Origin of the sequence: Winslowiella iniecta (assembly GCF_001267535.1) — a bacterium.
GTDB lineage: Bacteria > Pseudomonadota > Gammaproteobacteria > Enterobacterales > Enterobacteriaceae > Erwinia > Erwinia iniecta.
The window spans coordinates 123,000-146,748 of record NZ_JRXE01000012.1 but is presented as its reverse complement, the minus strand read 5'-3'; the positions used below and the strand labels follow the sequence as shown (position 1 = coordinate 146,748).

Annotated in this window: 21 protein-coding genes; 12 read left to right on the top strand and 9 right to left on the bottom strand. The window is 49.1% G+C overall.

Annotated features, from left to right (window positions below; all coding sequences use genetic code 11):
• Positions 1-88: 88 nt before the first annotated feature.
• The 7 genes from ccdA (at position 89) to NG42_RS10365 (ending at position 5,400) form a co-directional block, all read left to right on the top strand.
• A complete protein-coding gene (gene ccdA / locus NG42_RS10395) occupies positions 89-298 on the top strand; it encodes a type II toxin-antitoxin system antitoxin CcdA (protein ID WP_052899238.1) in 210 nt (69 codons plus the stop codon).
• Positions 299-300: 2 nt separating this feature from the next.
• The gene (gene ccdB, locus NG42_RS10390) at positions 301-660 is read left to right on the top strand and encodes a type II toxin-antitoxin system toxin CcdB (protein ID WP_053115738.1); all 360 of its coding nucleotides are present in this window, start codon (positions 301-303) and stop codon (positions 658-660) included.
• 679 nt (positions 661-1,339) lie between these two features.
• A complete protein-coding gene (locus tag NG42_RS10385) occupies positions 1,340-2,116 on the top strand; it encodes a helix-turn-helix domain-containing protein (RefSeq protein ID WP_072133200.1) in 777 nt (258 codons plus the stop codon).
• 9 nt (positions 2,117-2,125) lie between these two features.
• Positions 2,126-2,566 carry a GNAT family N-acetyltransferase gene (locus NG42_RS10380; protein ID WP_052899226.1) on the top strand — a complete coding sequence of 147 codons (441 nt, stop codon included), beginning with the start codon at positions 2,126-2,128 and terminating at the stop codon, positions 2,564-2,566.
• Positions 2,563-3,021 carry a putative pterin-binding protein gene (locus NG42_RS10375; RefSeq protein ID WP_052899225.1) on the top strand — a complete coding sequence of 153 codons (459 nt, stop codon included), beginning with the start codon at positions 2,563-2,565 and terminating at the stop codon, positions 3,019-3,021. The genes NG42_RS10380 and NG42_RS10375 overlap by 4 nt, the downstream gene beginning before the upstream one ends.
• On the top strand, positions 3,018-4,283 hold the full coding sequence (locus NG42_RS10370; RefSeq protein ID WP_052899224.1) for a sensor histidine kinase: 1,266 nt from the start codon (positions 3,018-3,020) through the stop codon (positions 4,281-4,283). Before NG42_RS10375 ends, NG42_RS10370 begins: the two co-directional genes overlap by 4 nt.
• 121 nt (positions 4,284-4,404) lie before the next feature.
• Positions 4,405-5,400, top strand: coding sequence for a LacI family DNA-binding transcriptional regulator (locus NG42_RS10365; protein ID WP_052899223.1), 996 nt, complete (start codon positions 4,405-4,407; stop codon positions 5,398-5,400).
• A gap of 51 nt (positions 5,401-5,451) precedes the next feature.
• Here the strand turns inward: NG42_RS10365 and NG42_RS10360 are convergent, their stop codons facing one another.
• The 4 genes from NG42_RS10360 to NG42_RS10345 form a co-directional block, all read right to left on the bottom strand.
• A complete protein-coding gene (locus NG42_RS10360; protein ID WP_052899222.1) occupies positions 5,452-6,714 on the bottom strand; it encodes an MFS transporter in 1,263 nt (420 codons plus the stop codon).
• A gap of 60 nt (positions 6,715-6,774) precedes the next feature.
• Positions 6,775-9,852 (bottom strand): beta-galactosidase, encoded by a 3,078-nt coding sequence (locus tag NG42_RS10355; RefSeq protein ID WP_052899221.1) that lies wholly within the window; start codon positions 9,850-9,852, stop codon positions 6,775-6,777.
• 202 nt (positions 9,853-10,054) lie between these two features.
• Complete coding sequence (locus NG42_RS10350; RefSeq protein ID WP_052899220.1) at positions 10,055-11,125, bottom strand: LacI family DNA-binding transcriptional regulator; 1,071 nt, start codon at positions 11,123-11,125, stop codon at positions 10,055-10,057.
• A gap of 107 nt (positions 11,126-11,232) precedes the next feature.
• Positions 11,233-12,123, bottom strand: a complete 891-nt coding sequence (locus NG42_RS10345) for a LysR family transcriptional regulator (protein ID WP_052899219.1) — start codon at positions 12,121-12,123, stop codon at positions 11,233-11,235.
• A 134-nt stretch (positions 12,124-12,257) separates the two neighbouring features.
• Between NG42_RS10345 and NG42_RS10340 the strand changes: the two genes are divergently transcribed.
• Positions 12,258-12,983: a pirin family protein gene (locus NG42_RS10340; RefSeq protein WP_052899218.1), complete on the top strand. Its 726-nt coding sequence runs from the start codon at positions 12,258-12,260 to the stop codon at positions 12,981-12,983.
• A gap of 218 nt (positions 12,984-13,201) precedes the next feature.
• Positions 13,202-14,017 carry a lipoprotein NlpA gene (nlpA, locus tag NG42_RS10335; RefSeq protein WP_052899217.1) on the top strand — a complete coding sequence of 272 codons (816 nt, stop codon included), beginning with the start codon at positions 13,202-13,204 and terminating at the stop codon, positions 14,015-14,017.
• A gap of 95 nt (positions 14,018-14,112) precedes the next feature.
• Here the strand turns inward: nlpA and fetB are convergent, their stop codons facing one another.
• Together fetB and fetA are read right to left on the bottom strand one after the other, a co-directional pair.
• Positions 14,113-14,886 (bottom strand): iron efflux ABC transporter permease subunit FetB, encoded by a 774-nt coding sequence (fetB, locus tag NG42_RS10330; protein WP_052899216.1) that lies wholly within the window; start codon positions 14,884-14,886, stop codon positions 14,113-14,115.
• The gene (gene fetA / locus NG42_RS10325) at positions 14,873-15,541 is read right to left on the bottom strand and encodes an iron efflux ABC transporter ATP-binding subunit FetA (protein WP_052899215.1); all 669 of its coding nucleotides are present in this window, start codon (positions 15,539-15,541) and stop codon (positions 14,873-14,875) included. Before fetA ends, fetB begins: the two co-directional genes overlap by 14 nt.
• Positions 15,542-15,955: 414 nt before the next feature.
• On the opposite strand from fetA, the gene NG42_RS10320 reads away from it, so the two are divergent.
• Genes NG42_RS10320 through NG42_RS10310 form a run of 3 tightly spaced genes read left to right on the top strand, consistent with a single transcriptional unit; the run spans position 15,956 to position 19,570 of the window.
• A complete protein-coding gene (locus NG42_RS10320) occupies positions 15,956-17,077 on the top strand; it encodes an MFS transporter (RefSeq protein WP_052899214.1) in 1,122 nt (373 codons plus the stop codon).
• Positions 17,070-18,296, top strand: a complete 1,227-nt coding sequence (locus NG42_RS10315) for an aminotransferase class I/II-fold pyridoxal phosphate-dependent enzyme (protein ID WP_052899213.1) — start codon at positions 17,070-17,072, stop codon at positions 18,294-18,296. The genes NG42_RS10320 and NG42_RS10315 overlap by 8 nt, the downstream gene beginning before the upstream one ends.
• A gap of 56 nt (positions 18,297-18,352) precedes the next feature.
• Entirely contained in the window at positions 18,353-19,570 is a 1,218-nt protein-coding gene (locus tag NG42_RS10310; RefSeq protein ID WP_052899212.1) for an aromatic amino acid transporter, read from the top strand.
• An 18-nt stretch (positions 19,571-19,588) separates the two neighbouring features.
• On the opposite strand, the gene NG42_RS10305 is transcribed toward NG42_RS10310, so the two are convergent.
• From NG42_RS10305 to NG42_RS10295, 3 genes are read right to left on the bottom strand one after another with little or no spacing between them, the layout of a single operon-like run.
• Positions 19,589-20,830: a phospholipase D-like domain-containing protein gene (locus NG42_RS10305; protein WP_052899211.1), complete on the bottom strand. Its 1,242-nt coding sequence runs from the start codon at positions 20,828-20,830 to the stop codon at positions 19,589-19,591.
• A complete protein-coding gene (locus NG42_RS10300) occupies positions 20,823-21,473 on the bottom strand; it encodes a MotA/TolQ/ExbB proton channel family protein (protein WP_052899210.1) in 651 nt (216 codons plus the stop codon). Before NG42_RS10300 ends, NG42_RS10305 begins: the two co-directional genes overlap by 8 nt.
• Positions 21,474-21,492: 19 nt before the next feature.
• The gene (locus tag NG42_RS10295) at positions 21,493-23,736 is read right to left on the bottom strand and encodes a TonB-dependent receptor family protein (protein ID WP_052899237.1); all 2,244 of its coding nucleotides are present in this window, start codon (positions 23,734-23,736) and stop codon (positions 21,493-21,495) included.
• Positions 23,737-23,749 lie beyond the last annotated feature (13 nt).

Sequence of the window (23,749 nt, the reverse complement as noted above, 5' to 3'; positions counted from 1 at the left end):
ATCTCGGCGGCGTCAGTCCGCAGGCCTTTGAACAGGCCTCGTCGTGAGGACAGAATTTGTCTACTGGCGTGGGGTCAGTCCACTTAGCCTGTTAGTGCGTTTGCCGGGGTGGGGTCAGTCCAAAGTTTTGAGTGCTGCCGGAGTCAATATCTCTGGACTGGTGAATGATGCCATTAGCAAAGAAGCCCGCCGTATAAAGGCTGAACAGTGGAAGACGGAAAACCGCGAAGGGATGGAAGAAGTTGCGAGATTTATCGCACAGAATGGTTCCTTTGCGGATGAAAACAGGAACTGGTGATCATGCAATTCATTGTTTATCAATACAAACGAGCCAGCCACTATAAAATGCTTGTCGATGTACAGAGTGATATTGTCGAGACGCCAAAACGACGCATGGTCATTCCGCTTATCGAAGCGCATCACCTGTCTGAGAAAGTGAATAAAATGCTGTTCCCTCAGATTCGCATCGACGGCGAAGATTATCGGCTGATCACGACTGAGCTATCGCGTGTTCCTGTTGAGATGATTGGTGAAGTTCTCGCGGATCTTGGGGAATATGCGGATGAGATCAAGGATGCTATCAATCTTATGTTTTGGGGGATTAGAGAGGCATTTAGTGTGTTCGTATCGCGCCGTACGCATAGCGCTATGCACACATGAACAGGCGAAAAAATTTTCGTAAAAGCTTACTACCAAACTTGCGCTCTGCTGTTCCTTATCATTTTTCGATACGATGGTCTGCCTGCTGCTGACGGCGTCATCTAAAGCATCAACAGTCGGTAAGGTGGGTTTAAGAGAGTATTATATCAATCTATGGTCTGGCACCTGAGCCTCTGGAAAGCGTGGCCGTTTTCGAGGTTGAAAACAGCCAGATGAAAACCGCGTGGTTTTATTTTCCTTCTTAATTTGCATGTGCCGTGTCTTGATCCTCCACTCCAGCTGACCCTAAACACTCAGGGTTAGTTTCTGGTTAACTGCCCCCGGACTGACTCTCTTTTTCAAAATTTATGGAAAAAGTGCGTTTTTAATTGAATTTCCCTGGTGTTAAGCAATAAAACATTCCCTGGTATTGGCATGTCTTCCTGGACTTATCACTTCATTTTTTTATTTCCTCTTAGTTTAAAATCATACTAACACCAAAAATAATCACTTATCGAGTGTCTTTTGAGTGTTATTTTTATCTGAATTGAAGATATTGGTTAATTGTCATTAATATCAACACCCTATAGCATTAAAAAAGTAATTTTCACACTCCTGACAATGGTGTACGATTTATTGACAAATGCACATATACACTAATTATTAACAAATAACATAATTTATAGAATAAACAATAATCATGAACATTAAACAAACGAACATACAAAAAATCCAGGAGTTACTTGCACGGAGAGGTATTGATAAAAGAAAACAATCCTCAACGATAGCCGAGGTTCTTGGCATAAAATATAACAGTGCCAAGCAAAAAATTGATGGTAAACGAAGCATTACGCTAGTTGAAATCAAAAAGATATATCGCTATTTTAACGAGTCATTTGATGGTGGACGGGAATACAATTGTGTTTTTATAATGAATGACATGCATGTAAGATGCAATGTAGAGATTGAGACAGAAATCGCAGAATTTATCGAGCAAGGGGTAAACTACGCTATCAATTACAACGATAACTATATCATAAACACTAATATCAAAATTAATAGTGAAAATGCTTATAGAGTCAGAAAGCTTGATTTCTTACCCGCCCCTAAAATCGCCATACTGGATAATGATGCAGAGCTACTTGAACTCCTAAAATCCGTTTCAGCAAGATTTGGCATAGACGCGCAAACATTTCAGAATAGAGATGAAATACTGGAGGCGATAAAAAAACAGCCTTTTGATTGTTTCATTATTGACTGGCTATTAGATTACGGAATGAACTCTGAAAAGGTTATCAATGCCATCAGAGATATCAATGAAGCTTGTACAATCATCCTGCTAACAGGACAACTAAATCGACATGAAAGAGAAATTGGTGAAACGATAATGAAATATGGCGTGGATGTTATTGAAAAACCAACAAGGACATTCATCATATCGTCTATACTGCTGAATAATCTATTTTTCAAAGATTGAGGATCGTAAATGGACATTACTTTTCATAAACTACAAGAACAACATCTCAAAGAAATTTACGAGATAAGATTCTCAGTACGAGAGAATGTGGTCCACAGTCACCAAATCCAGTATTTGCTTAGAGATCAGGCAATAGAGGATATAAATCAGGCAGGTGGCTGGATCTGTAAATCAGGTGAAGAGTACGTCGGATACGGCTTTGGTATCTTTATCCCTGAACCTCTTATTGGAGCGCTGTTTGTAAAACCAGAATTCCATAATCAGGGGATTGGTTCAACAATACTTGAGCGGGTGACTCAATGGTTTTTTGAACAAGGCGTCGCAGAAATTAGTCTGACGACTGATCAAGGTTCAAAAGCGGAAATTTTTTATCAGCGGCGGGGATGGAAATCCTCAGGTCTCGATGAATTTGGACAGCTGATTTTAAAAAAGGCTAAGAACATCCTATGACAAACGCCATCCTGTTAGCCATGGCACTGGCCTTCAGCACCCTGTGTTTAGCGCATGAAAACTCGTTCAGGTTAATCAATAACGGGAATGAAATCAGCATCACCACCGCTGATTTGGAACAAATGCCGTCTTCTGAGATAAGGACGTCAACGAACTTTACGCCATTAAGTGTTTTTACCGGCGTCAGATTCAGCGAGCTGGCTGAAAATTATGCCATCGGCTCGGGAGAGATACGCGTTTTTGCGTGGGATGATTACAGCTATACCATGCCGGTTGCGGAGCTTTTACAATATAATGTAATACTGGCTTATAAAAAGAATGGCAGTTATATTGATATTTCTGCACTCGGTCCCTACGTCATCATTTATCCCAGAGATGATTATCCTGAGCTGGAAACACTGGATGTGAATGCAAAAACCGTCTGGCAGATTAAAACACTTGAGATCATAGAATGAAAATAAAATATTTCTACATTCTGATTTTGATCCTGTCATTCCTCACTATAATATTTATCACAACCAATAAATTCAATGGCATTAAAGAACAATATAATACTATAGAGCCAAATCTTGATAACTATTCTGCTGCTGAAGTTTTATTCCTTTCTTTTGAACGCATGAAAGTTGCTTTACTCTCCCCGATGAAAAACGACGATTTTTTACTCAAAAAGAAAATATTTGATTCAAAAATAATGATCCTTGAAAACAAATCAAATAATCACGAATCGTTTTTTCATGATACGTATTTCCTTACCTTAATTTATAAAATAAAATTGCAAAGTAGTGAACTGAGCGTGTTGTATGCTGATAACGTTGATAGCATAGATCTAACCTCTGATGCTATTGCTTATATGAATAAGATGCACTCTACCCTACTTGATATTCAGGAAGTTGCCTACAGAATCCAGATAAGAAATTTCAACAGAACTAAAGACATTATAAAAGATAACTCGTCTGATACTGAGTTTTATTCCCTGCTGTGCATAGTTCTTTCCTTTATACTTATTATGCTTTTATGGCGACACATTACAAAGCTCAAGGATACCTTACTGAAAAAGAACATCTTTATTTCAGCAATCTACCATGAGCTTTCTGGTTCAATTCAAAAAATACAAATATCATCTGAAATGATCGATGTACACAGTAATGTTGTTATGGCAGATAAATACATCAGCACTATCAAACTTCACTCAAATAAAATATTTCATCAAACCAGAGAGATACTGGAGTATTCTAAAATTGAAATTGGAAATTCAGAGCTCAATAACTTGCGATTTTTTATAGAAGATTTGGTAAATGAAGCCAGAGTATTCTGCGAAGAAAAAAACAAAAACCAATTGATAGTCAAAAGCAACTCTGACAAGAAAATCATCAACGCCGATAAACAAAAGCTGCTCTCAATCATAATAAACCTCATTGACAACGCTAACAAAAACACCCAAAACGGAACGATAATCCTGACAGTTAAATTATTAAACTCACGCCTTTATATGCGTGTGCAAGACAATGGATGTGGCTTTGATATAAAAAATCTGGCGTCGCTTTATCACCCTTTTAATCAGGGGGCTGAAAAAGAAACGCGACAAGGCCTTGGTTTGGGACTGACGATAATCAAGAGTTACGTTAAAATATTCAATGGGAAAATCAACGTTAAGTCAAAGCCAGGTTCTGGCTCCTCATTCCTGATATGTATTCCGGTTATTGTCATCACGGGTTAGCATCCGCAAAATGCAGCCTGAACAGCCTTGTCCTCGAGAATATAGTGACTTAGCATCACTGCGGCGTCAGAATAGTATCAGTGGCTCAGGCTAAGATTGCGCGTAACCAGGACAGATATTTATGGCATCGTTAAAAGATGTGGCGAAACTCGCCAATGTTTCATTGATGACAGTATCACGGGCGTTAAACACCCCGGAAAGGCTCAGAGCTGATACCCTGACCCGCGTGCAGGCTGCCATCGATAAACTTAACTATGTCCCCGATATTTCAGCTAAAAAAGTGCGAGGTTCGCACGCGACGCAAAACACTATCGGCGTGCTGGCGCTGGATACCGTTACCACTCCGTTCTCAGTAGAGATAACCCTTTCCATTGAAGAAACCGCCAGGGCACATGGCTGGAACAGCTTCGTCGTGAATATGTTCTCTGACGACTGCCCGGAGATGATTGTCGATCTGCTGCTGTCCCACCGCCCTGGCGGCATTATTTACACCACCATGGGGCTGCGTCAGGTGCCGGTCCCCGCCAAACTGCTCACTCTTCCCTGTGTGCTTGCCAACTGCGAAAGCCTGCACGAGGCAGTCGCCAGCTATATTCCGGATGATCAACAGGGGCAATATGATGGCGTCAGGGCGTTAATGGCGGCGGGGTATCGTCATCCGCTCTGCCTGCACTTACCGGCAAATCACATTGCCGCCGCGCGCCGACGTCAGGGGCTGGAACAAGCCTGTCGCGAAGCTGATATCGATCCAGACCGGTTGACTCACTGCTATATGGAGTTAGGGGACGAACATTATCGTGATATCCCCGCCATGGTGCTGGCCAATTTCTCGCAGGGAAACCCGGCTTTCGATTCCGTTATTTGTGGCAATGATCGCATGGCATTTCTGGTTTATCAGACGCTGTTAGCCCAGGGCGTGCGTATACCTGAAGATGTGGCCGTCCTTGGGTACGATAATATGGTAGGGATTGGCGATCTGTTTCTGCCGCCGCTATCGACGGTGCAACTTCCCCATTATGAAATTGGACGATTGAGCGCATTGCATATTATCAACGGCGACGCGCACAAAAATACCGTCTATGTTCCCAGCCCCTGGCTGCCACGAGAATCGATTTAATACAGCCCCGAAACCACGCCCCGGCTAGCCGGGAACGTGGCTCCCTCACACTTATGCCATTTTCTGTTTTTGTTTACCGAATGAGCGCAGCACGGTCAGCGGTCCGTCACCGGACAAGGTAAAGACCGACAGCACGGTAAACGACAGCGCCACCAGCCCCAGTACCAGGTAGGCACCATGGAAGCCGACGCGGTCATACATATATCCGGCAAACAGCGACATGAAAATCATTGCCAGTTGTTTGAAAAAGCAGAAACAGACCAGATAAATGGTGGCTGAGAAACGGACTTCAAACTGGCTGGTGATGTATTTAAAGCATCCGACAATCAGGAATGGAATCTCAAACATATGCAGAGTTTTCAAAATCACCACTTCTGTTGCCGTAGTGGCAAATGAAGAGCCGATAATGCGTACCGACATAATCATCCCTGCCAGCAGCAACGCATTCTTACCGCCAATCCGGTTAACAATCAGCGGGGCAAAGAACATGATGCTAGCATTAAGCAGTTCGCCCATGGTGGTGACATAGCCAAAGACACGGGTCCCCTGATCGTTGGTGCTGAAAAATGAGGTAAAGAAGTTGGCAAACTGCTGATCAAACACATCATAGGTGCAGGACACGCCGACCACATACAGCGACAAAAACCACAGTTTCGGTTGCTTAAACAACTCCAGTGCCAGACGGAATTTAAACGGCGAGTGGTTAGCCCCTAAAGAGTTCGCCACTTCCGCCGACGGCTGCGTCTGCGGCTTCGCCATAAACAGCAGAATGGCGAGGATGACTGCACAACCCGAGCCCAGCCAGAAAACAAACTGATTATTAATGGTAAACATAATGCCGGCGATAGAAGCACACAGCGCCCAGCCGATGCAGCCAAACAGACGGGCGCGGCCAAATTCAAACTCGCTGCGACGGCTGACCTTTTCGATATAGGCCTCAATCGCTGGCGCTCCGCCATTATAGATAAAGCCCAGGTAGATGCCGCCGATAATTGAACCGAGCAGCAGATTGGTTTGCAACAACGGCCCAAACACATAAATAAAGAAAGGCGCAAACATCACCAGCATGATGGTAATAAACCACAGCAGATGTTTTTTCAGGCCCAGCTTATCGGAAAGCAGACCAAAAATTGGCTGGAACAACAGCGAAAAGAACGAGATACAGGCAAAGATAATCCCGGTATCACTTTTGCTGACATGGTTAATATCATGCAGCCAAATCGGGAAGAAGGGAAAGTAGGCTCCCATAATAAAAAAGTAGAAAAAGAAGAACAGCCCGAACATCCAGAAATTGCTGTTTTTTAAGTAGTACATGGTTTTTATCCTTAGGGTACAGTGGGCAGACTGACGCCTGCCCCTGAGAAACCGGGCCGGTTAGTTACGCGCCCAGTTCACTGTGTAGTGGTAATGTTGTTCCTGTAATAAAAACTCAGGCGAGACGCTGGGACTCCAGGAGTCATCGCCGCCCACTCCCATGTGGAAACCGTCGATATTCAGCCAGCTGCCCTGCTCTTCCTGTAACAGATGGCGGTGCGAGGCTTCAAGCAACTGCTGTTGGCTGTAGCGGCTGATATTAAAGTGGAAATTACCGCGCCACTGGTTGTCACCATATTCCAGCTGTGTCGTGCCGCAGCGCAGACCGTTCTCAGTCGGGAAAACATAGGGCGTATACATCTCTGCAAGCGGGCGCTGCCAGCGGTCATAGCGTGCTGACGCGAGGCGATCCGGGTAGTTTTCATGCGGTCCGAGGCCAAGCCAGCTCACCTGCGGCTGAACCTCTGCCAGCTGGCAAGTCAGGCCGATACGCGCCGGAGCAGGCACGCCATACGCCACCTCCACATCGACGCTAATCTGCAACTGACCCTGCTGATTAATGCGATAAGTTTTGCGGCTGATAAACAAGGTTTTACCCTGCGCAATCCAGCTGTGGACGGTGCGCAGCTGCACCTCATTATGCAAAGTTTCGGCTTCACAGCTCACCAGCCGGGATTCCATTTCATACATACCCGCCGCTTTCCAGCGCTCCACCCAGGCATTTGGATCAATACGCGTCACTTCGCTGACGCCGATATCGTTATCCAGCGGCGCGCGGGTAAACTGATCCTGCAATGGCGTCAGCAGCAGATTGTTGTCAGCGCTTTTCCACTGTGTAAGCAAGCCGCTGGTGCGACTGAACTGCCAGTGCTGCGCGCCATGACGGATATCGAAAGCGTGCTCACTGCTTTCCAGCTGCGGACTTTCACCGTGCGCGGGCTTCACCGGCTCAGTTAATAATTCTGGCAGACGCCACTGCTGCCAGGCGCAGACATGTCCGGCATCGCTCCAGTCTGTGGCATCAATCTGCTGCACTTCGACATTCAGCCACAGCTGACCACTGCGAGTTGCGGTCGGCAAATTCAGTTCGATAAGCTGCTGGCCTTGTGGCGCGATATCCAGCGTCACTTCACCGCTGGCGAGCACTTCACCTTCCAGTTTTACCTTCCACACCAGACGTTCGTTATCACTGTGACGGAACAGATACTCGCTGGTCACCTCCAGTGCGGGGTTGCTGTCGGTCAGCAGACGAAACTGGAAGAACTGTTGCACCTGCTGTGCTTCATACAGCGCCGGATGCGGGGTACGATCGGCAAACACCAGACCATTCATGCAGAACTGGCGGTCGTTAGGTGTATCGCCAAAATCGCCGCCGTAGGCGGAGAAAGGCTGGCCATTCTCATCGCGCTTAATCAGTGACTGATCCACCCAGTCCCAGACAAACCCCCCCTGCAAACGCGGATGCTGACGGAATGCTTCCCAGTATTTATGGAAGCCGCCAAAGCTGTTGCCCATGGCGTGGGCGTATTCACAAAGGATCAACGGGCGTTGCTCGTCCGGCAAGCCAATCCATTTTTTGATCGACCATTTTGGCACCTGCGGATGCGGCTGATCCTGATCCACACGGGCGTACATTGGGCAGATAATGTCGGTAGCCGCACTGTTGGCACCGCCACCTTCGTACTGCACCGGCCGCGTCGGATCGTTTGACTTGATCCAGTTATACAGCGCGTCATGATTACTGCCATGACCGGATTCGTTACCCAGTGACCAGATAATGATCGACGGATGATTGCGGTCACGCACCACCATGCGGGTGACACGTTCAGTCATCGCCGGAAGCCAGCGCGGATCGTCACTTAAGCGATTCATTGGCACCATACCGTGGGTTTCAATGTTCGCTTCATCCACCACGTACAGTCCATACTGGTCACACAGGCGATACCACATTGGATGATTAGGATAATGTGAGCAGCGCACCGCGTTAAAATTATGCTGTTTCATCAACAGGATATCGCGACGCATGGTCTCGACATCCATGACCTGACCGTTTTCCGGATGATGTTCATGACGATTGGTTCCGCGAATCAGCAGCGGCTTACCATTGACCTTCAGCAGCCCGCCACTGATGTCCACCTGACGAAAACCGACATCATAAGCCTCGGCTTCAATCACCTCTTCACCGCGCTTTAATACCACCACGCCGCGATAGAGCTCAGGCGTTTCGGCACTCCACAGCAGCGGGCGATCCAGCGGTAATTTCAACGTAGTACGATCGTGGTAAGCACCGCGCTCATCAATAATCTCGCTGCCGATAACCTGCTGCTGCTCAGCAACCAGCTGGTCGCCGCGCCACAACTGGACGCCGATTTGCAGGTCAGCCAGTGCTTCGCCTTCAACCACCACTAATGCTTCCAGCTCGGCGCGACTGAAATCTTCATTAAGATGCGTCACCAGCCGCACATCGCTCAGGCGAGTCTCAGGTTTATGCAACAGCGACACATCACGGAAGATGCCGCTCATACGCCACATATCCTGATCTTCCAGATAAGAACCGTCACTCCAGCGCAGCACCATCACCGCAATACGGTTGCCGGACGGCTTTAACACCGCGCTCAGGTCAAATTCGGAAGGCAGACGGCTGTCCTGGGCGTAACCGATCCACTCGCCGTTACACCACAAATAAAACGCTGAATTGACGCCATCGAATACAATACGCGTCTGTCCGGCGGCCAGCCAGCCTGCATCGACATCAAATGTGAGCGAGTAACATCCAGTGGCATTTTCCTGCGGGACAAATGGCGGATTGACCGGGATTGGATAGGTGACATTGGTATAAATTGGCGCGTCATAACCCAGCATCTGCCAGTTGGAAGGCACCGTCAGCGAATGCGCATCGTCCAGATCGCCATTGACCCAGCTGGCAGGCACCGCTTCGGGTTGTGAGAAGTAGCTGAATTGCCACTCGCCGTTCAGACTCCGCAATGAAGTGGAAGCGGCGTCATCTCGCGCCTGTTCGGCAGAGCGCCAGCTGGCAAATGGCGGGTGGGCATTCAGCTGATTCAACTGAGTTACGGCGGGATTTTCCCAGTCACGGCGTTGCAGAATGGCGTTTAAATGAATAGCGTTGTTAGTCATCGTCGGGTTCCTTTAACATATTGCGATGCGCTCACAATTTTAAAGTAATATGATTTTGGCTAACTACGCTGTAAAGCTGATTAAGGTTATTCGGTGATAGTCGTCACAAATAAACTGCGGATTGCCGCAAATTGGACTGGCTCTCGTTCTGATGGCCGGGGCATGGGCGGCGAGAACGCCGCTCTTCGGGATGGAAGCCGGATTATTTCAGGCGCGCAACCTGCTTAGCCAGACGCGAAAGCGCCTCCGCCAGCAGATGTGGCGTGATGGCAGAAGGTGCGGCGGTAGTTTGTCGCTCAACCAGAGTGACCGGCAAGATTTCCGGCTCAATCTCTTCTTCCCTGATCAACGCCAGCAGATGGTCGACGCTAACCTGGCCTAACGCTTTGAAATCCTGCTTGATGGTGGTCAGGGGGGGAATAAAACAGGCGCTGTCTTCGGTATCGTCATAACCGACCACTGACACATCGGTGGGTACCGCCAGGCCAAACTCTGACAACGCCCGCAGCGCACCCAGCGCCATCTGATCATTTGCCACCAGAATCGCGCCCGGGTTTTCCCCGTCGCGCAATAACTGGAGCACTTGCTGATAACCCGAAAGGGAGCTCCAGTCGCCATGCATAATCGCGGCAGCGGTTAACTGATGCGCCGCAAGACACTGCTGCCAGCCTTCGAAACGCAAACGCGCCGAGATCGAGCTGAGCGGCCCGGTCAGTAATGCAATCTTCTGGTGGCCCAAGCCGACAAGGTGCTCAACGCCGAGCGCAGCGCCCATTGTTGGATCGAAAACAATATGATCGGCGGCTAACGACGGTGAAACATCCAGAAAAAGCGCCGGAACCTCGCCGCAGCGCCGCTGAATCTCCAGTGCCTCCGCATCTTCCAGCGGAATATTAACGATAAGCCCGTCCACCCGCTGAGAAAGCAGGCTGTTTACCGCCGCTTTACTCGCTTCCAGCCCTGGCTGTTCAATCATCGAGATCACCACGTTAAACTGCATTTCTCCCGCTTTGGATTTAATTGCCGCGACGATCTGCGACGGCGCATGCAGCGAAAGATTGGTGGTGGCCAGCCCGATGGTATGACTGAGTTTGCCCGCCAGCTGCTGCGCAACGCGGTTTGGCACATAGTTCAGCGCATTCATCGCCGCTTCAACTTTCAGCCGCGTTTTATCGGAAACGTGGCTGGCCTGGTTGATCACGCGCGAAACGGTCTGGTAAGAGACGCTGGCATATTCTGCCACATCGTACAGGGTCACAGACTTTGGTTTCATCACGGGCTTCCTTATCAGACAGGCTCTGGTAGCCGCTATTTTACACATTCTGCCTCGGGGTAGTGCAAACAGTGGCGTTTTAGTTCCCGAGGCGCGATCGGCAACCGTTAAAACAGCTGCGACGTTTTCAGCTGTTCCTCAAGGTATGTCAGGAAGGTTCGGTTGATTTCGCTGCGCTGACGGTGCTGTGAATAAACCGCATAAAGCCCCAGCGGCGCAGGCTGGAAAGCTTCCAGTACCGTCACCAGTTCACCGCGCTGAATCGCCGGACCGACAATAAACTCCGGCAATAACACCAGCCCCAGCCCGGCCACCGCGGCATCACGCAACACTTCGCCATTATTACTGACCACCGGACCGCGCACATCAAACATCTTGCGTTTGCCGTCCTGGAGCAGTTCCCAGCCGTTCTGCCCTTCCCGCCCGTAACGCAGGCAGGCGTGATTCAGCAGCGCTGACGGGTTTTCCGGGTGCCCGGCGCGGCTGAAATAGTCCGGGCTGCCGCAGATAACGCGTTTCAGTTCGCCGAGACGACGGGCAATCAGTGTTGAATCAGCCAGCGTGCCAATGCGTATTGCAATATCAAAACCTTCACCCACCACATCCACATATCGGTCAGCCAGCTCAACCTGAAACTGCACCGCCGGATGCTGACGCAAAAATCCGGCGATCAGCGGTGAAAGGTGGCTCATACCAAATGACATCGGCATGCTGATTCTGAACGAGCCATGCAGCTCCTGACGGCGCTCTGAGACCGCCTGTTCCGCTTCATGAATATCATCAAGAATGCGCTGGGCGTGGCGGGAAAACAGCTGCCCCGCTTCGGTAACAGAGAGTTTACGGGTATTGCGTATCAACAGACGCACGCCGAGCGAGGCTTCAAGCGCCGCCATCCGGCGGCTGACATACTGTTTGGACAGCAGCACTTGCTCTGCTGCGGCGGTAAAGCTCCCGGCTTTCACCACTGCCAGAAAAATCGTCAAATCTTCCGTCTGCATATTGTCCACCAAAACGTGACAGTCATTGTCATTTCAGCCCATTGTTGAACAAATCAGTTTACGTGTAATCTTTGTTCATCGGAAGCGCAAGCGCACTTCACTCTGATTAACGAAGAACATTTCAGGAGCACACCATGATCGAGCAACGACTTTCAGAACAACGCGGACTGGGTGATCACGGCTGGCTGCACTCCCGCCACACCTTCTCTTTTGCCAGCTACTGGGATCCAAAACAGACCGGCTTCTCCGATCTGCTGGTGATTAACGATGACCAGGTGGCAGCGTCCCGCGGTTTTGGTGCTCACCCGCACAGCAATATGGAGATTATCTCTTACGTGCTGGAAGGCGCACTGGAGCATAAAGATTCGATGGGTACCGGTTCGGTGATTGTCCCTGGTGATGTTCAGCTGATGAGTGCCGGTTCCGGCGTGACGCACAGCGAATTTAACCACTCAGCCACCGAAGGCGTTCACTTCCTGCAAATCTGGGTGGTGCCGTCTGAAAAAGGCACTGAGCCGGGCTATCAGCAGGTATCGATTCCGGCAGAAGAAAAACGCGGCAAGCTGCGTCTGATTGCCTCACCGGACGGCCAGCAGAATTCATTGCGTATCCGCCAGGATATCAAGATTTACAGCGGTCTGTTTGATGGTGATGAGCAGCAAACCGTTACCCTTGCAGAGAATCGCTATGGCTGGATTCAGGTGGCGCGCGGCAGTATCACGGTTAACGGCATCGAATTCAGAACCGGCGACGGCGCACGGGTTCGTGAAGAAGATACCCTGACATTCAGCAACGGTGACAACGCAGAAGTGCTGTTCTTTGATCTGCGCCCACTGGAAGTGAATCATCCGACCCGCTAAGTCCGTTTAGATTAGCAAAGTCATCTGCTTACCAGCAGGTGACTTTTTTTGCTGTTTAACGCGTGAATATTCGCGCCATCAGGCAAAAGCGTCACTTCCGGCACGGCCTTACAATTATTACTTATAACCGGTGCTATTTTGGCATAAGCGCGCCGTTGACTCTGCCACGTTTTTACGGTTGTTTAGAGCAGCTACCTGTCTGAATTTAAGGAAAAAACGTGAAATTTTCACTGGTTAAACCAGCAACTGTTGCCGCCTTGCTGGTGGGCTTACTGGTCAGCGGCTGCGATCAGCATAAAAATGATAATAACCACATCAAGGTCGGCGTGATTAATGGCGCCGAGCAGGATGTTGCGGAAGTTGCAAAGCAGGTCGCCAAAGAAAAATATGGGCTGGATGTCGAGCTGGTCGGCTTTAGTGGTTCTTTACTGCCAAACGATCCCACCGCGCACGGTGAGCTGGATGCCAATGTGTTTCAGCATCGCCCTTTCCTTGAGCAGGATAATAAAGCCCACGGTTATCAGCTGGTGGCGGTGGGCAATACCTTCGTGTTTCCTATGGCCGGTTATTCGAAGAAAATTAAACAGGTTTCTCAGCTAAAAGAGGGCGATACCATTGCAGTTCCTCTTGATCCGACCAATCTTGGCCGGGCGCTGCTGCTGTTGCAAAAAGAGAAGCTAATCAAACTGAAAGCCGATACCGGGCTGCTGCCAACCACCGTGGATATTGTCGAAAATCCGCTGCATCTGAAAATAATCGAGCTGGAAGGCGCTCAGCTACCGCGCGTGCTGGATGATGCGCAGGTTACGGTGGCGATTATCAGCACCACGTATCTTCAACAAACCGGCCTGAACCCGGTGCGCGATAGCGTGTTTATCGAAGATAAACAGTCGCCCTATGTCAATATCGTGGTGTCGCGCGAAGAGAATAAAGACGCGCCCAATGTACAGAATTTCGTCAAGGCTTATCAGTCACCGGAAGTCGCACAAGCGGCGGAGAAGATCTTTAATGGTGGCGCAGTGCCAGGGTGGTAGTATCCGTTTTTTTGTAGTGGCGGCGTTCTCGCCGCCTGTGCCGAAGGTTTGCACCCCGCATGCCATCAGGACGGGAGCCGAACACGGCTCCCCCACTAGCTCTTACCCACCGGATTTAACTGCGCCCGCGCATTAAAGAAACGGCGGTAAGCCAGGTAACCGGCAATGATAGTCGACAGACTGGCGGTACCCAGCAACATAAAGGTCACCATAATCTGATACTTGATCGCTTTGACCGGGTCGATACCAGCAAAAATCAGTCCCGACATCATGCCGGGCAGGCTGACCAGCCCGACGGTTTTGGCTGCATCAACGGTGGGGATCATTGCGGCGCGAATACTGTCGCGGATAAGCTTCGCCGAAGCCAGTTTAACCGATGCCCCAAGACTCAGCATTTCGAGGATTTTTTGCCGGTTATCGGCAAAGCGCTGATTAAGATTGCTGTAACACAGCCCGACCGCGACCATCGCATTACCGGCAATCATGCCGGAAATCGGGATCACCTGCATCGGCATAAATTCGATGGAGCCACTCAGCACCAGAATCGCCAGCGTCGAGGTGGTACTGACGGTGATGGCGATAAACGATATTACTAACGCGTTTTCAATATTGCTGCTGCGCTTGCGGGCATTAAGCGAGGCATTAACGCAGATAAACAGCACCATCAACACCGTCAGCCAGCCATTGTTGAGGTCGAAAATGTACTTCAGCACATAGCCAACAATAATCAGCTGAACAACCGCCCGCGCCACGCTCCAGATAATATCTTTACCCAGCCCCAGTTTCTCTTTGCCGCTGACCAGCAGGGCTATCACCACCAGCATCAGCGCCAGCGCCAGGGAATCATTCGTAATATTATGCTGGCTCATGTTCACTCCTCAGACCGGCAGATGTCAGCGTCAACACCCGCTGCGCCTGGCTTATCTCCGCGCCGTCGTGGCTGATCCACACGACGGCAACGCCCTGCTCCGCCGCCAGACTGGCAACCAGCTGATTAATAATCTGTTTGTTTTCTTCATCCAGCGCACTGGTAATCTCATCAAGTAGCAGAACATCCGGTAAAAATTGCAGGTTACGCAACAACGCTACCCGCTGTTTTTCACCGCCGGAAAGCTGTTCGGTTGTCTTATCCAGTATATCTGCTGGTAAATTGACCTTTTGCAGCCAGCTTTGCAGTTTATGCCGGTCGATTTTCTGCTGGCGGATTTGCCACGGCAGCGCGAGGTTATCAAACACCGTATCGCCAAACAGTACCGGCGTCTGGAAACAATAAGAGACCTGCTGGCGGTAGCGTTCCGCCTTGAGCTGAATAATCGGCTGGCCGTTAAACAAGATATTGCCCGTCGTGGGGGTTAACAGCGAGGCGATAATCTTTAGCAGCGTACTTTTCCCACTGCCGGAAGGGCCAGTCAGCAGCACAAAGTCGCCGGCATTCAGTGTCAGAGATACCGAAGCCAATAACGGGCTGCCGTCAGGGGAATAGCTGATTTCCTGCACATCAAGCAGAGGGAAATGGGTCAACATTTGTCGTCATCCTGAAGAATAATCAGCAAAATCATAACGCTAAAATGACTGCCCATGGCACCTTTTTGTTTCGCACCAACTTAAGCCGTTTGCTCAAATGTTTTTCTTCGCGCGGAAATAAGCCGCCACGCCGCGCAGCTTAAAAAGAGAGCAATCACATTAGCTTTAATTTCAATATCATCAGAAAAACTCATGAAATCAATAAATAAAAATAGTATAAAAAAACAAAAACCAAAAGATCAAAAAACAACCACAACCCATCAACACACTGTTTTTCAAGAAATAAAGATATAACATCGCCAGCTATTTACTGAAGTTATTATTTAATTACATTAAATTAACTAAATTTGTATTTGATAAGAATTATTACTATGATAAGTTTTTCTTATTACAAATGGACTTACTGCTTAAAAAATGAACTCACGGTTTCACATTTATTTAGTTCTTGCGGCATCAGTTTCAGCTCTTGCAACTGATATGATCGTTCCGGCAATACCCGATATTCAAAAAGGATTTGATGTACCTTATACATATGTACAATTATTGATAAGTGGTTTTCTGATTATCTATGCCCTGAGTCAACTGGCAGCAGGTTTTATTGGTGAAAAGCTGGGCAAGTTAAAAGTTCTGACCTGGAGTTTCCTGATATTTACCGCAGGGAGCCTGACGTGTTTTCTGGCAAAAGATGTTAATGGATTATTTATCGGAAGGCTTATTCAGGCTCTGGGAGCCGGCGCTGGCCCGGTTCTTTCAAGGGCGTTAGCCAAGGATAACTTTCCTGAGGAAAGTTTAAAGAAAACCCTTTCAGATATCTCTTCAGCAAGTGCAGTGGTTCCCCTGATTGCACCATTACTTGGTGGATTTTTATTGGGCTACTTAAACTGGAATTTCATTTTCTTATTTATGTTTATTTTTGGTATAGGCACGGTACTGCTTACACCACGCGAGTTAACTTCTCATAAAATAGAGGCTGAAACCAGCAGTGAGAGCTTCGTTACCCCAAGCTTTATTACCGGAACGGTGCTGGTGTCATTGATGCTAAGCTCGCTCTTCTGTTTTATCTCTTTATCTCCGGGTCTGTTTATCGGAGAATTGAAATTAAGCCCTTTAGCATTCTCATTTGTTTTTTCCGCCTCTGTTCTTTTCTTTATCATTGGTAACCAACTATCAAAAATTAGTTTTTTTGAAAAGCCATTATTTCTGTTTATTATCAATGCTTTAACTGCTATACCTTTTCTCCTTTCGATTAATAATATCGCCATATACCTGATTTCTCTGGTTATTTATAATGTGACATTAGGCATTTATTACCCCAGTGCCTGGTTCTTGTCACTAAAAATAAAAGGTAACAAAACCGGTATTGCATCAGCCATCACTGGATTTACCCAAACCGTCAGTGCTGGGGCGGTTAGCCTGATATTTGTTAGCCTGGAAGGGAGTCATTTCTCTTTTGATAAAATATTAGGATTCAGCATTTTTATTATGGCAAGTGTTTCATTGTTAGTCTGTGTTTACAAAAGGAAATTTAATGAGTAACTGGCAGAAAGCGAAGATAGAGAAATCTTATAAATATCAATCCAGGGTTTTTTCCGAAAATATCAATGATCTTACGGTCGTTTCCAGAGAGGGTAAAGAAATTACCCTGAATGACGGAAGGAAAATGACCGAGTTTGTTTCCTGTTCTTATCTGGGGCTGGAGACTCATCCTGATTTAAAACAGGCAATTATTGAGTCAGTCGAACGTTTTGGCGCGCAGTTGTCGGTGGCAAGAACAAGAATAAAAGTCGACCTTTTCCCCTCGCTGGAAAGCAAACTTTCGGAAATCATGTTTGGTGCCCATACGTTAACCTTTAACGCCGTCACCCCTTGCCATCTTGCGGTGCTGCCATTGCTTGCTTCGGGTGAGTTACCTGAATACAAATTCAGCAACACGCCCTATTTTATTATGGAGAAAACCGCGCATGCTACATTGCAAATTAACCGCGGTCTGTTGCAGCAATTTGGCGAGGTTAAACGCGTCGACTTCCAGGATAAGAACGCCATTAGTGAAGCTTTTGAGTTTGCGCATAAAAACGGCTTAACACCAGTATCAATTTCAGACAGCGTAGGTTCCATGGGCGGCGTTGCACCCGTAAAATTTATTGTCGAAATGGCGCACACGTTTAACGGTTATGCTTATATCGATGATGCGCACGGCACTTCAATCTTTGGCAAAAATGGCTCAGGCTATGTGATGGAATGTCTGGATCATAAGCTTGATGATCGGGTCATTATCGCTGGCTCGTTATCGAAAGCCTTTGGATCACATGGCGGGTATATCGCCTGTAACCATAAAAGTACTATCGACTTTATCAAAGCCTATGGCACCACCTACACCTTTGGTGGCCCGCCAAGCCTTCCGGGAATCGCAGCTTGTGTCGCTGCCGCCGATCTCCATTTAAACGGCGTGGTTGAGCGCAGACAGCAGGATCTTAATAATCGAGTCCGTTACTTTGATGAAGTTTTCAATGATGTGGAAGTGATCAATAAAGGTACAGCGATGCCAATCAGAGGGATACTGATTGGTAACGAAGATAAAGCGATCAGTATGTGTGCCAAAATGCACAGCCGTGGCTTTGCGACAACCGTGGCGATGTATCCTACGGTTGAAGAGGGTCGTGCCATTCTTCGTTGTGCTCTTTCGGCGATCCATACCAGAGAATCAATCGATGCGCTCTATTCAAATTTCAGCAGTGCTTTAAGCGAATTGAGTTAGAATAAAGAAATAATGCCTGGTTTCCAGGCATTATTTCTTCAGGCAATAGGTTGAGTATGAAAGATAAACCAGAAAAAAAGATCGGTACAGTGAGTGGTGTTTGCCTGATTGTGGCAACGATTGTTGGCGGAGGCATGTTCTCTCTCCCGGTCGCATTAGAGGGTGTATGGTTCGTTAAAGGCATTATGCTGTTGATATTTTCCTCAGTCATCATGCTCCTCACCGGGCTAATGATCTATGAAGTTAATTTAAAATTCCCGCTGGGAAGCAGCTTTCATTCATTCTCAAAAGTGTTACTGCCGAGAAGCCTGAATATTATTACTGGAATAAGCTTTGCTTTCGTCCTTTATTGCGTCACTTACGCTTATATTTCCGGCGCGGCATCATCTCTGGACAACACACTTCATTATCTGACCGGCGTCAACTTAGGTCGATGGTCTGTTGCTGTTATCTTTCTGCTGGTCGTTTCAGTTATGCTCTGGGCGGGAAAACGGATAGGGAAAATATTATCCGTGCTGATTATCGGTAAGTTTACGTCCTTTATTTTGACTTTCTCGGGCATGATCGGCAGTGTGGATACGAACTTGCTGTTCAGCCAGTATTCAATCCCTCACTTATCCACCTGGTTAATCGCCTTACCCTTCTGCATTATTTCCTTCGGTTTTCACGGCAGCATTCCCAGTCTGGTGAACATCTACGGCAAACAGAACAGTAAAAAGATCATCAAATCGATTGTTATTGGTGTCTTTATCTCCTTGTTTATCTATGTTTTCTGGTTGTCCGTCACCATGGGTAATCTGAGTAAAACCATGATCGACACGGTGGTCGCCAAAGGGGGCAACATTGGCGACTTCCTTGACGCATTGCGCGCCGATTCGCAAAGTAGCTATTTCAAAATACTGTTACTGTTTTTTGGTAACTTTGCTATTTCTGCATCCTTACTCTCCGCCACAATCGGGCTTATTGATTATATAAAGGATTTATTTAAGCTTCATCTACGGAAAAATGGCAATAGCACGGCGCTCATGATCACTTATCTTCCGCCCTCTGTTTGTTGCTTTTTCTTTCCGAATGGCTTTGTTCCGGCAATCGCCTATGCCGGTATCGGATTAACCATCTGGAGCATTTTATTGCCGCCTTTACTGGTAAGAAAATCCAGGCAGACGCTGACTGATGGTCAATATCGTCTGCCCTTTGGCAATAGCTTCTTTGGCCTGTTCTTTATCATCGGCTTATTGATTTTTACCATGGTTTGCTACGCCACCTTTGTCTGAGTTTCGCCAGACCCAGCATTACCCACCCGGCTTTAGCGGTGGATAGTCATAATCAATGCGCAACGGAGCAGCGTAATTGCTGCTCCACAACTGTTGATACAGTTTATCCACCCGCGCAGCCATTGATGGGTTATTCAGTATCAGCTCCAGATTACGTGAATTATCCAGGTAACCGCCGCTCCAGTTGCTGGTACCAATCCAGGCAAGCTCGCCATCGATTGTCATAATTTTACTGTGAATCACCCTGGCAAACGGAATAAAACCGCTGCTGGCGGGCGGGATGGTCACCACTTTAATCTGGATATTGGGCAGCAGCGCCAGGCTTTTCAGATAATCAATCGCCGGTTTTTTGGTATTCCAGTCTGCGACCATCAGCTCAATCTGCACGCCACGCGCCGCGGCACTGCGCAGAGCATTATCGATAAGGGCATAGTAAGGCCGGGTGCGCTGCGGGCCATATGAAAGTGGAGCATACTCCATCACCTGCACGCGAATTCGCTGCTTAGCCGCCGCCAGCAGACGCGGCAGTTCGCTTTGCGAGTCGATAACCCCTGGCGGATTAAAGGCGCGCGGGCTGGCAACCAGATAATTATCATATGTCTGGCCATCGGACTGATCACTCCGCTCGGGCACCGTTTGTTGCGCAGCCAGTAATGCCTGCGCCTGCCAGTCCTGGTCAAAGATCGCCTGAATCTGCGACACTACCCGGTTGTCGCTAATCAGCAGGCCGGTTTCCTGGATATGATCGAGGGCGCGCCAGTCAAAATTCTGACTGCCGACAAAGGCTTGTTTACCGTCCACCAGCAGATATTTGGCATGCAAAATACCGCCGCTTAGCTGACGATAATCAATCACCCGCATTTCAAGGCCAGGGATGGTTTTCAGCTGTTCCAGCGTCTCGGCGGTCGACATTGTCACGCCTTTCTGTTCCAGCAGAAAACGGATTTTCACCCCGCGCTCGCCGGCGGCGCGCAACTGCGCCAGTACGCCATCCAGTCGCGCACCGGATTGATTCGCCACGTAAAACTGCGCAATATCAATCTGCTGCTTCGCCCCGGCAAACATCTGCTGCCAGACGTCGGCACTGTCGCGCAGGTCATCATTTTGCAGTGTGGTTTCCTGCGGCGCGTTGTACACCAGCTCATAGCCAGGAACGTCAAACCGCGCGGCGGCGTTGTGGCTCAATATCAACAGGCCACTCCCCCATAGTGCGGCAATCAGGCGGCGCAATGGCCGCCGCAAGTTATGATAATCAGGCATAGCGCTGCGCCCCATTTTCCAGCCACTGTCCGTCGGCTTCACTGTCCGGACGGCTGCCCGGCGTGCCGGCACGAATCAACAGCACTTTCAGTAGTTCGTTAATTCGCTCCATGCAGCTTTGCAGGTAATTGTTGCCCACCAGGCACAGCAGCGCAATGGCAATTCCCAGACCGGTAGCATAGAGCGCCGTGCCCATTCCGGCAGAAACCAGGCTCGGTTCGGAAACGCCGGAAGCCGCCAGCGCTTTAAAGGTTTCAATAATCCCCATCACCGTGCCGAGCAAACCCAGCAGCGGCGCGGCGGTGACGATGGTTTCCAGCAGCCACAAGCCGCGCCCCATCATCGGTTTACTTAACAGATACTGCGCATCAATGGTATCGCCCAGCGCCTCGCGATCGCCGGCATAACGCTTCTGTTCCAGCACCGGCAGAATAACCGCTAACGGCAGGCTGTTACGCTGCGTCAGGCTGTGCGGCAGATCGGCCGCATGGCGCACCTGCGGCGTCAGCGCCCGCTCCAGCTTGCGCGCCTGCCGTTGGGTGTAAGCAAAGTACAGCGCACGTTCGGTCATAATCACCAGCGCAATCGCCAGCGAGGCATACATGACGTAGAAAATAATATCGTGTAATAAGTTGGCATCCATCAGGCTACTCTCCGGTTAATTAAAAGGTGGCTTCCAGCGAAACACTAAACGTCCGCTCTTCCCCAACGTTGTAATACGGCGTACTGGCGCGCACGCCGTCATAAGGCGCGGCATTGAAAGTGGTGGAGCGCACCGAGGTCAGATACGCCTTGTCAAACAGGTTGCTGATGCCAAAACGCAGCGCCGCACTTTTGACAATCTTTTTGTCCACCGGCAGATGCACCCCGGCCGCCAGATCGAAAACCGTGCGGCCACCGATCTTCTCGTCATTGGTCAGATCGCCGTAAAACGCGCCGACATATTTGCTGCTGATGCTGCCGTAATAGAGGCCATCGTCATAACCGAGCGTCAGGTTTAGCAAGTTATTCGGCACGTTAGTGACATCTTTGCCGGACGTCGGCAGCGGTTTGCCGCCATTGGTCACCAGGTCATCCTTCTGACGCGAATCGGTATAGGTGTAAGAGGCGTAGTAGTTGAAGTTATGCGGCAACAGACCACTCAGCTCCAGCTCCAGCCCTTTATTCTCGACGTTGCCGATATTCATCATCTCGTAGTCGCCATCGGCGTTGGTGGTGGAAACCTGCCGGTCGCTGTAACGCATATAGAACAGCGTGGCGCTGAACAGCATCTGATCTTGCTGGAAGCGCCAGCCCAGCTCGTGGTTCCAGCTCAGTTCCGGTTTGGTGCTGATGGAGTCGCCGACGTTATACAGCACGTAGTTTGGCGGCGTGCGCATATTGCGCGTCAGGTTATAGAACAGTTGGTTTTGCTGGTTCACCTTATAGCTGGCGCTGAAATTCGGCAGGAATTCGTGATAGCTGGCGCGACGGTTTTCCGGCGCGTTATACAGACTGCCGCGATTTTCACCGATACGTTCCACATGCTGATAAGCCAGCCCGGCGACCAGCGTCCAGTCCGGCGAAACAAACCAGGTATCCTGCAACCAGATTTTCTGCGCCGGTGTGACGGTGTACTGATTACGGCCCTGCACGGTTCTGCCATTAGCATCCTGTACCTGATTGCCACTCCCCGGCTTACCCCACAACTGCGACGGATTACCGTCCGGGTTGATGCTGATAAACGGCTGGGTTTGCAGCTGACGCGCGCGCTCGTACCAGTAACCAATATCCAGACTGTGCTCTTCGTTGATATCCCACTTCAGCCTGGTGGTCACGCCGGGACGCCAGGTCTGCGTCCAGGAAGGCCTATAATAGGTATTGGAGGTCAGGTTGCTCAGGTCATATTGCCCGGCTTTGTCCGACGTCGATGAGAGCACCGAGGCGCTCTGACCGCTGAAACTGCCGCCGTTGCCCCAGTAATAATAGGGTTGCAGCGTCAGCGCGAGGTTATCGCGCAGTTGCAGCTTCTGGGTAAACGACAGGGTAAAGTTTTCAAACGGGTTGCGATGCAGTTTGTAGTATTTGGTCAGCTGACCATTGCTGTTGTATTGCGGCGTGGAGGAGTAGTCATAATCGCGGCCTTCCTCGTCAAACTGCGCCTTGCTGACGGTGTTGTAATTGGTGTTATCCTGGCGGTTGTACTTCATCACCAAATTACTGCTGTTGCCGTTACCGTCCTCATACAACGAGTTCATCTCAAATTTATCAGAATACTGTCGCCCTTCACCGCGCCATTTTTTGGCTTCGGTATGGGAATAAGAGAGCCAGTTGCTGAAACCGTTATATTCGCCGGTTTCCAGGCGGGCAAAGGTTTTGCTGAGATTATTGCTGCCCAGCGTCTGTTTAACAAAGCCACCAAACTCTTTCGCCGGACGTCGCGTAACCAGCCCGATATTGCCGCCGCTGGAACCAATATGCGGGCCATCCACTTCTGATGCCCCCTGAGTGACAAATATCTCTTGCAGGTTTTCCGCATCGCCCAAGAGATTGGGGTAAACGTTATAGTTGCCGGAATCGTTAATTGGAATGCCGTCCATCGACAGACCGATTTGGTCAGAGTTCATGCCACGCATGCTGTAATCGACGCCGCTTAGCCCGCTGGCATCGTTACTGTTTACATTCAGGCCAGGGGTATATTTCAGCTTATCGATGGCGTTACCGGCGGCGGGCATTTTATCCAGCGCATCCTTGGTGACAGTCGATCGCGCTTTGGCGCTGTCATCCTGCACCATCATGCCGCCGCCGAGCACTTGCCCCTGTACATTAATGGTACCGACGTCGGTACCCTCTTCCGCCATCAGTACGCCCGGCCACAATGCCGACATCACCGACAGGTAAATCCCAGAGTGTTTGAACGCTTTCATGGTTTCCATCCAA

Bases quoted from the DNA above. Each gene is read 5' to 3' on its own strand.
- NG42_RS10355 (WP_052899221.1), bottom strand. From the start codon at position 9,852: ATGACTAACAACGCTATTCATTTAAACGCCATTCTGCAACGCCGTGAC.
- NG42_RS10380 (WP_052899226.1), top strand. From the start codon at position 2,126: ATGGACATTACTTTTCATAAACTACAAGAACAACATCTCAAAGAAATT.
- NG42_RS10350 (WP_052899220.1), bottom strand. From the start codon at position 11,125: ATGAAACCAAAGTCTGTGACCCTGTACGATGTGGCAGAATATGCCAGC.
- NG42_RS10360 (WP_052899222.1), bottom strand. From the start codon at position 6,714: ATGTACTACTTAAAAAACAGCAATTTCTGGATGTTCGGGCTGTTCTTC.
- NG42_RS10365 (WP_052899223.1), top strand. From the start codon at position 4,405: ATGGCATCGTTAAAAGATGTGGCGAAACTCGCCAATGTTTCATTGATG.
- NG42_RS10295 (WP_052899237.1), bottom strand. From the start codon at position 23,736: ATGAAAGCGTTCAAACACTCTGGGATTTACCTGTCGGTGATGTCGGCA.
- NG42_RS10300 (WP_052899210.1), bottom strand. From the start codon at position 21,473: ATGGATGCCAACTTATTACACGATATTATTTTCTACGTCATGTATGCC.
- NG42_RS10375 (WP_052899225.1), top strand. From the start codon at position 2,563: ATGACAAACGCCATCCTGTTAGCCATGGCACTGGCCTTCAGCACCCTG.
- fetB (WP_052899216.1), bottom strand. From the start codon at position 14,886: ATGAGCCAGCATAATATTACGAATGATTCCCTGGCGCTGGCGCTGATG.
- ccdB (WP_053115738.1), top strand. From the start codon at position 301: ATGCAATTCATTGTTTATCAATACAAACGAGCCAGCCACTATAAAATG.
- NG42_RS10310 (WP_052899212.1), top strand. From the start codon at position 18,353: ATGAAAGATAAACCAGAAAAAAAGATCGGTACAGTGAGTGGTGTTTGC.
- NG42_RS10320 (WP_052899214.1), top strand. From the start codon at position 15,956: ATGAACTCACGGTTTCACATTTATTTAGTTCTTGCGGCATCAGTTTCA.
- fetA (WP_052899215.1), bottom strand. From the start codon at position 15,541: ATGTTGACCCATTTCCCTCTGCTTGATGTGCAGGAAATCAGCTATTCC.
- NG42_RS10340 (WP_052899218.1), top strand. From the start codon at position 12,258: ATGATCGAGCAACGACTTTCAGAACAACGCGGACTGGGTGATCACGGC.
- NG42_RS10315 (WP_052899213.1), top strand. From the start codon at position 17,070: ATGAGTAACTGGCAGAAAGCGAAGATAGAGAAATCTTATAAATATCAA.
- NG42_RS10345 (WP_052899219.1), bottom strand. From the start codon at position 12,123: ATGCAGACGGAAGATTTGACGATTTTTCTGGCAGTGGTGAAAGCCGGG.
- NG42_RS10370 (WP_052899224.1), top strand. From the start codon at position 3,018: ATGAAAATAAAATATTTCTACATTCTGATTTTGATCCTGTCATTCCTC.
- NG42_RS10305 (WP_052899211.1), bottom strand. From the start codon at position 20,830: ATGCCTGATTATCATAACTTGCGGCGGCCATTGCGCCGCCTGATTGCC.
- NG42_RS10385 (WP_072133200.1), top strand. From the start codon at position 1,340: ATGAACATTAAACAAACGAACATACAAAAAATCCAGGAGTTACTTGCA.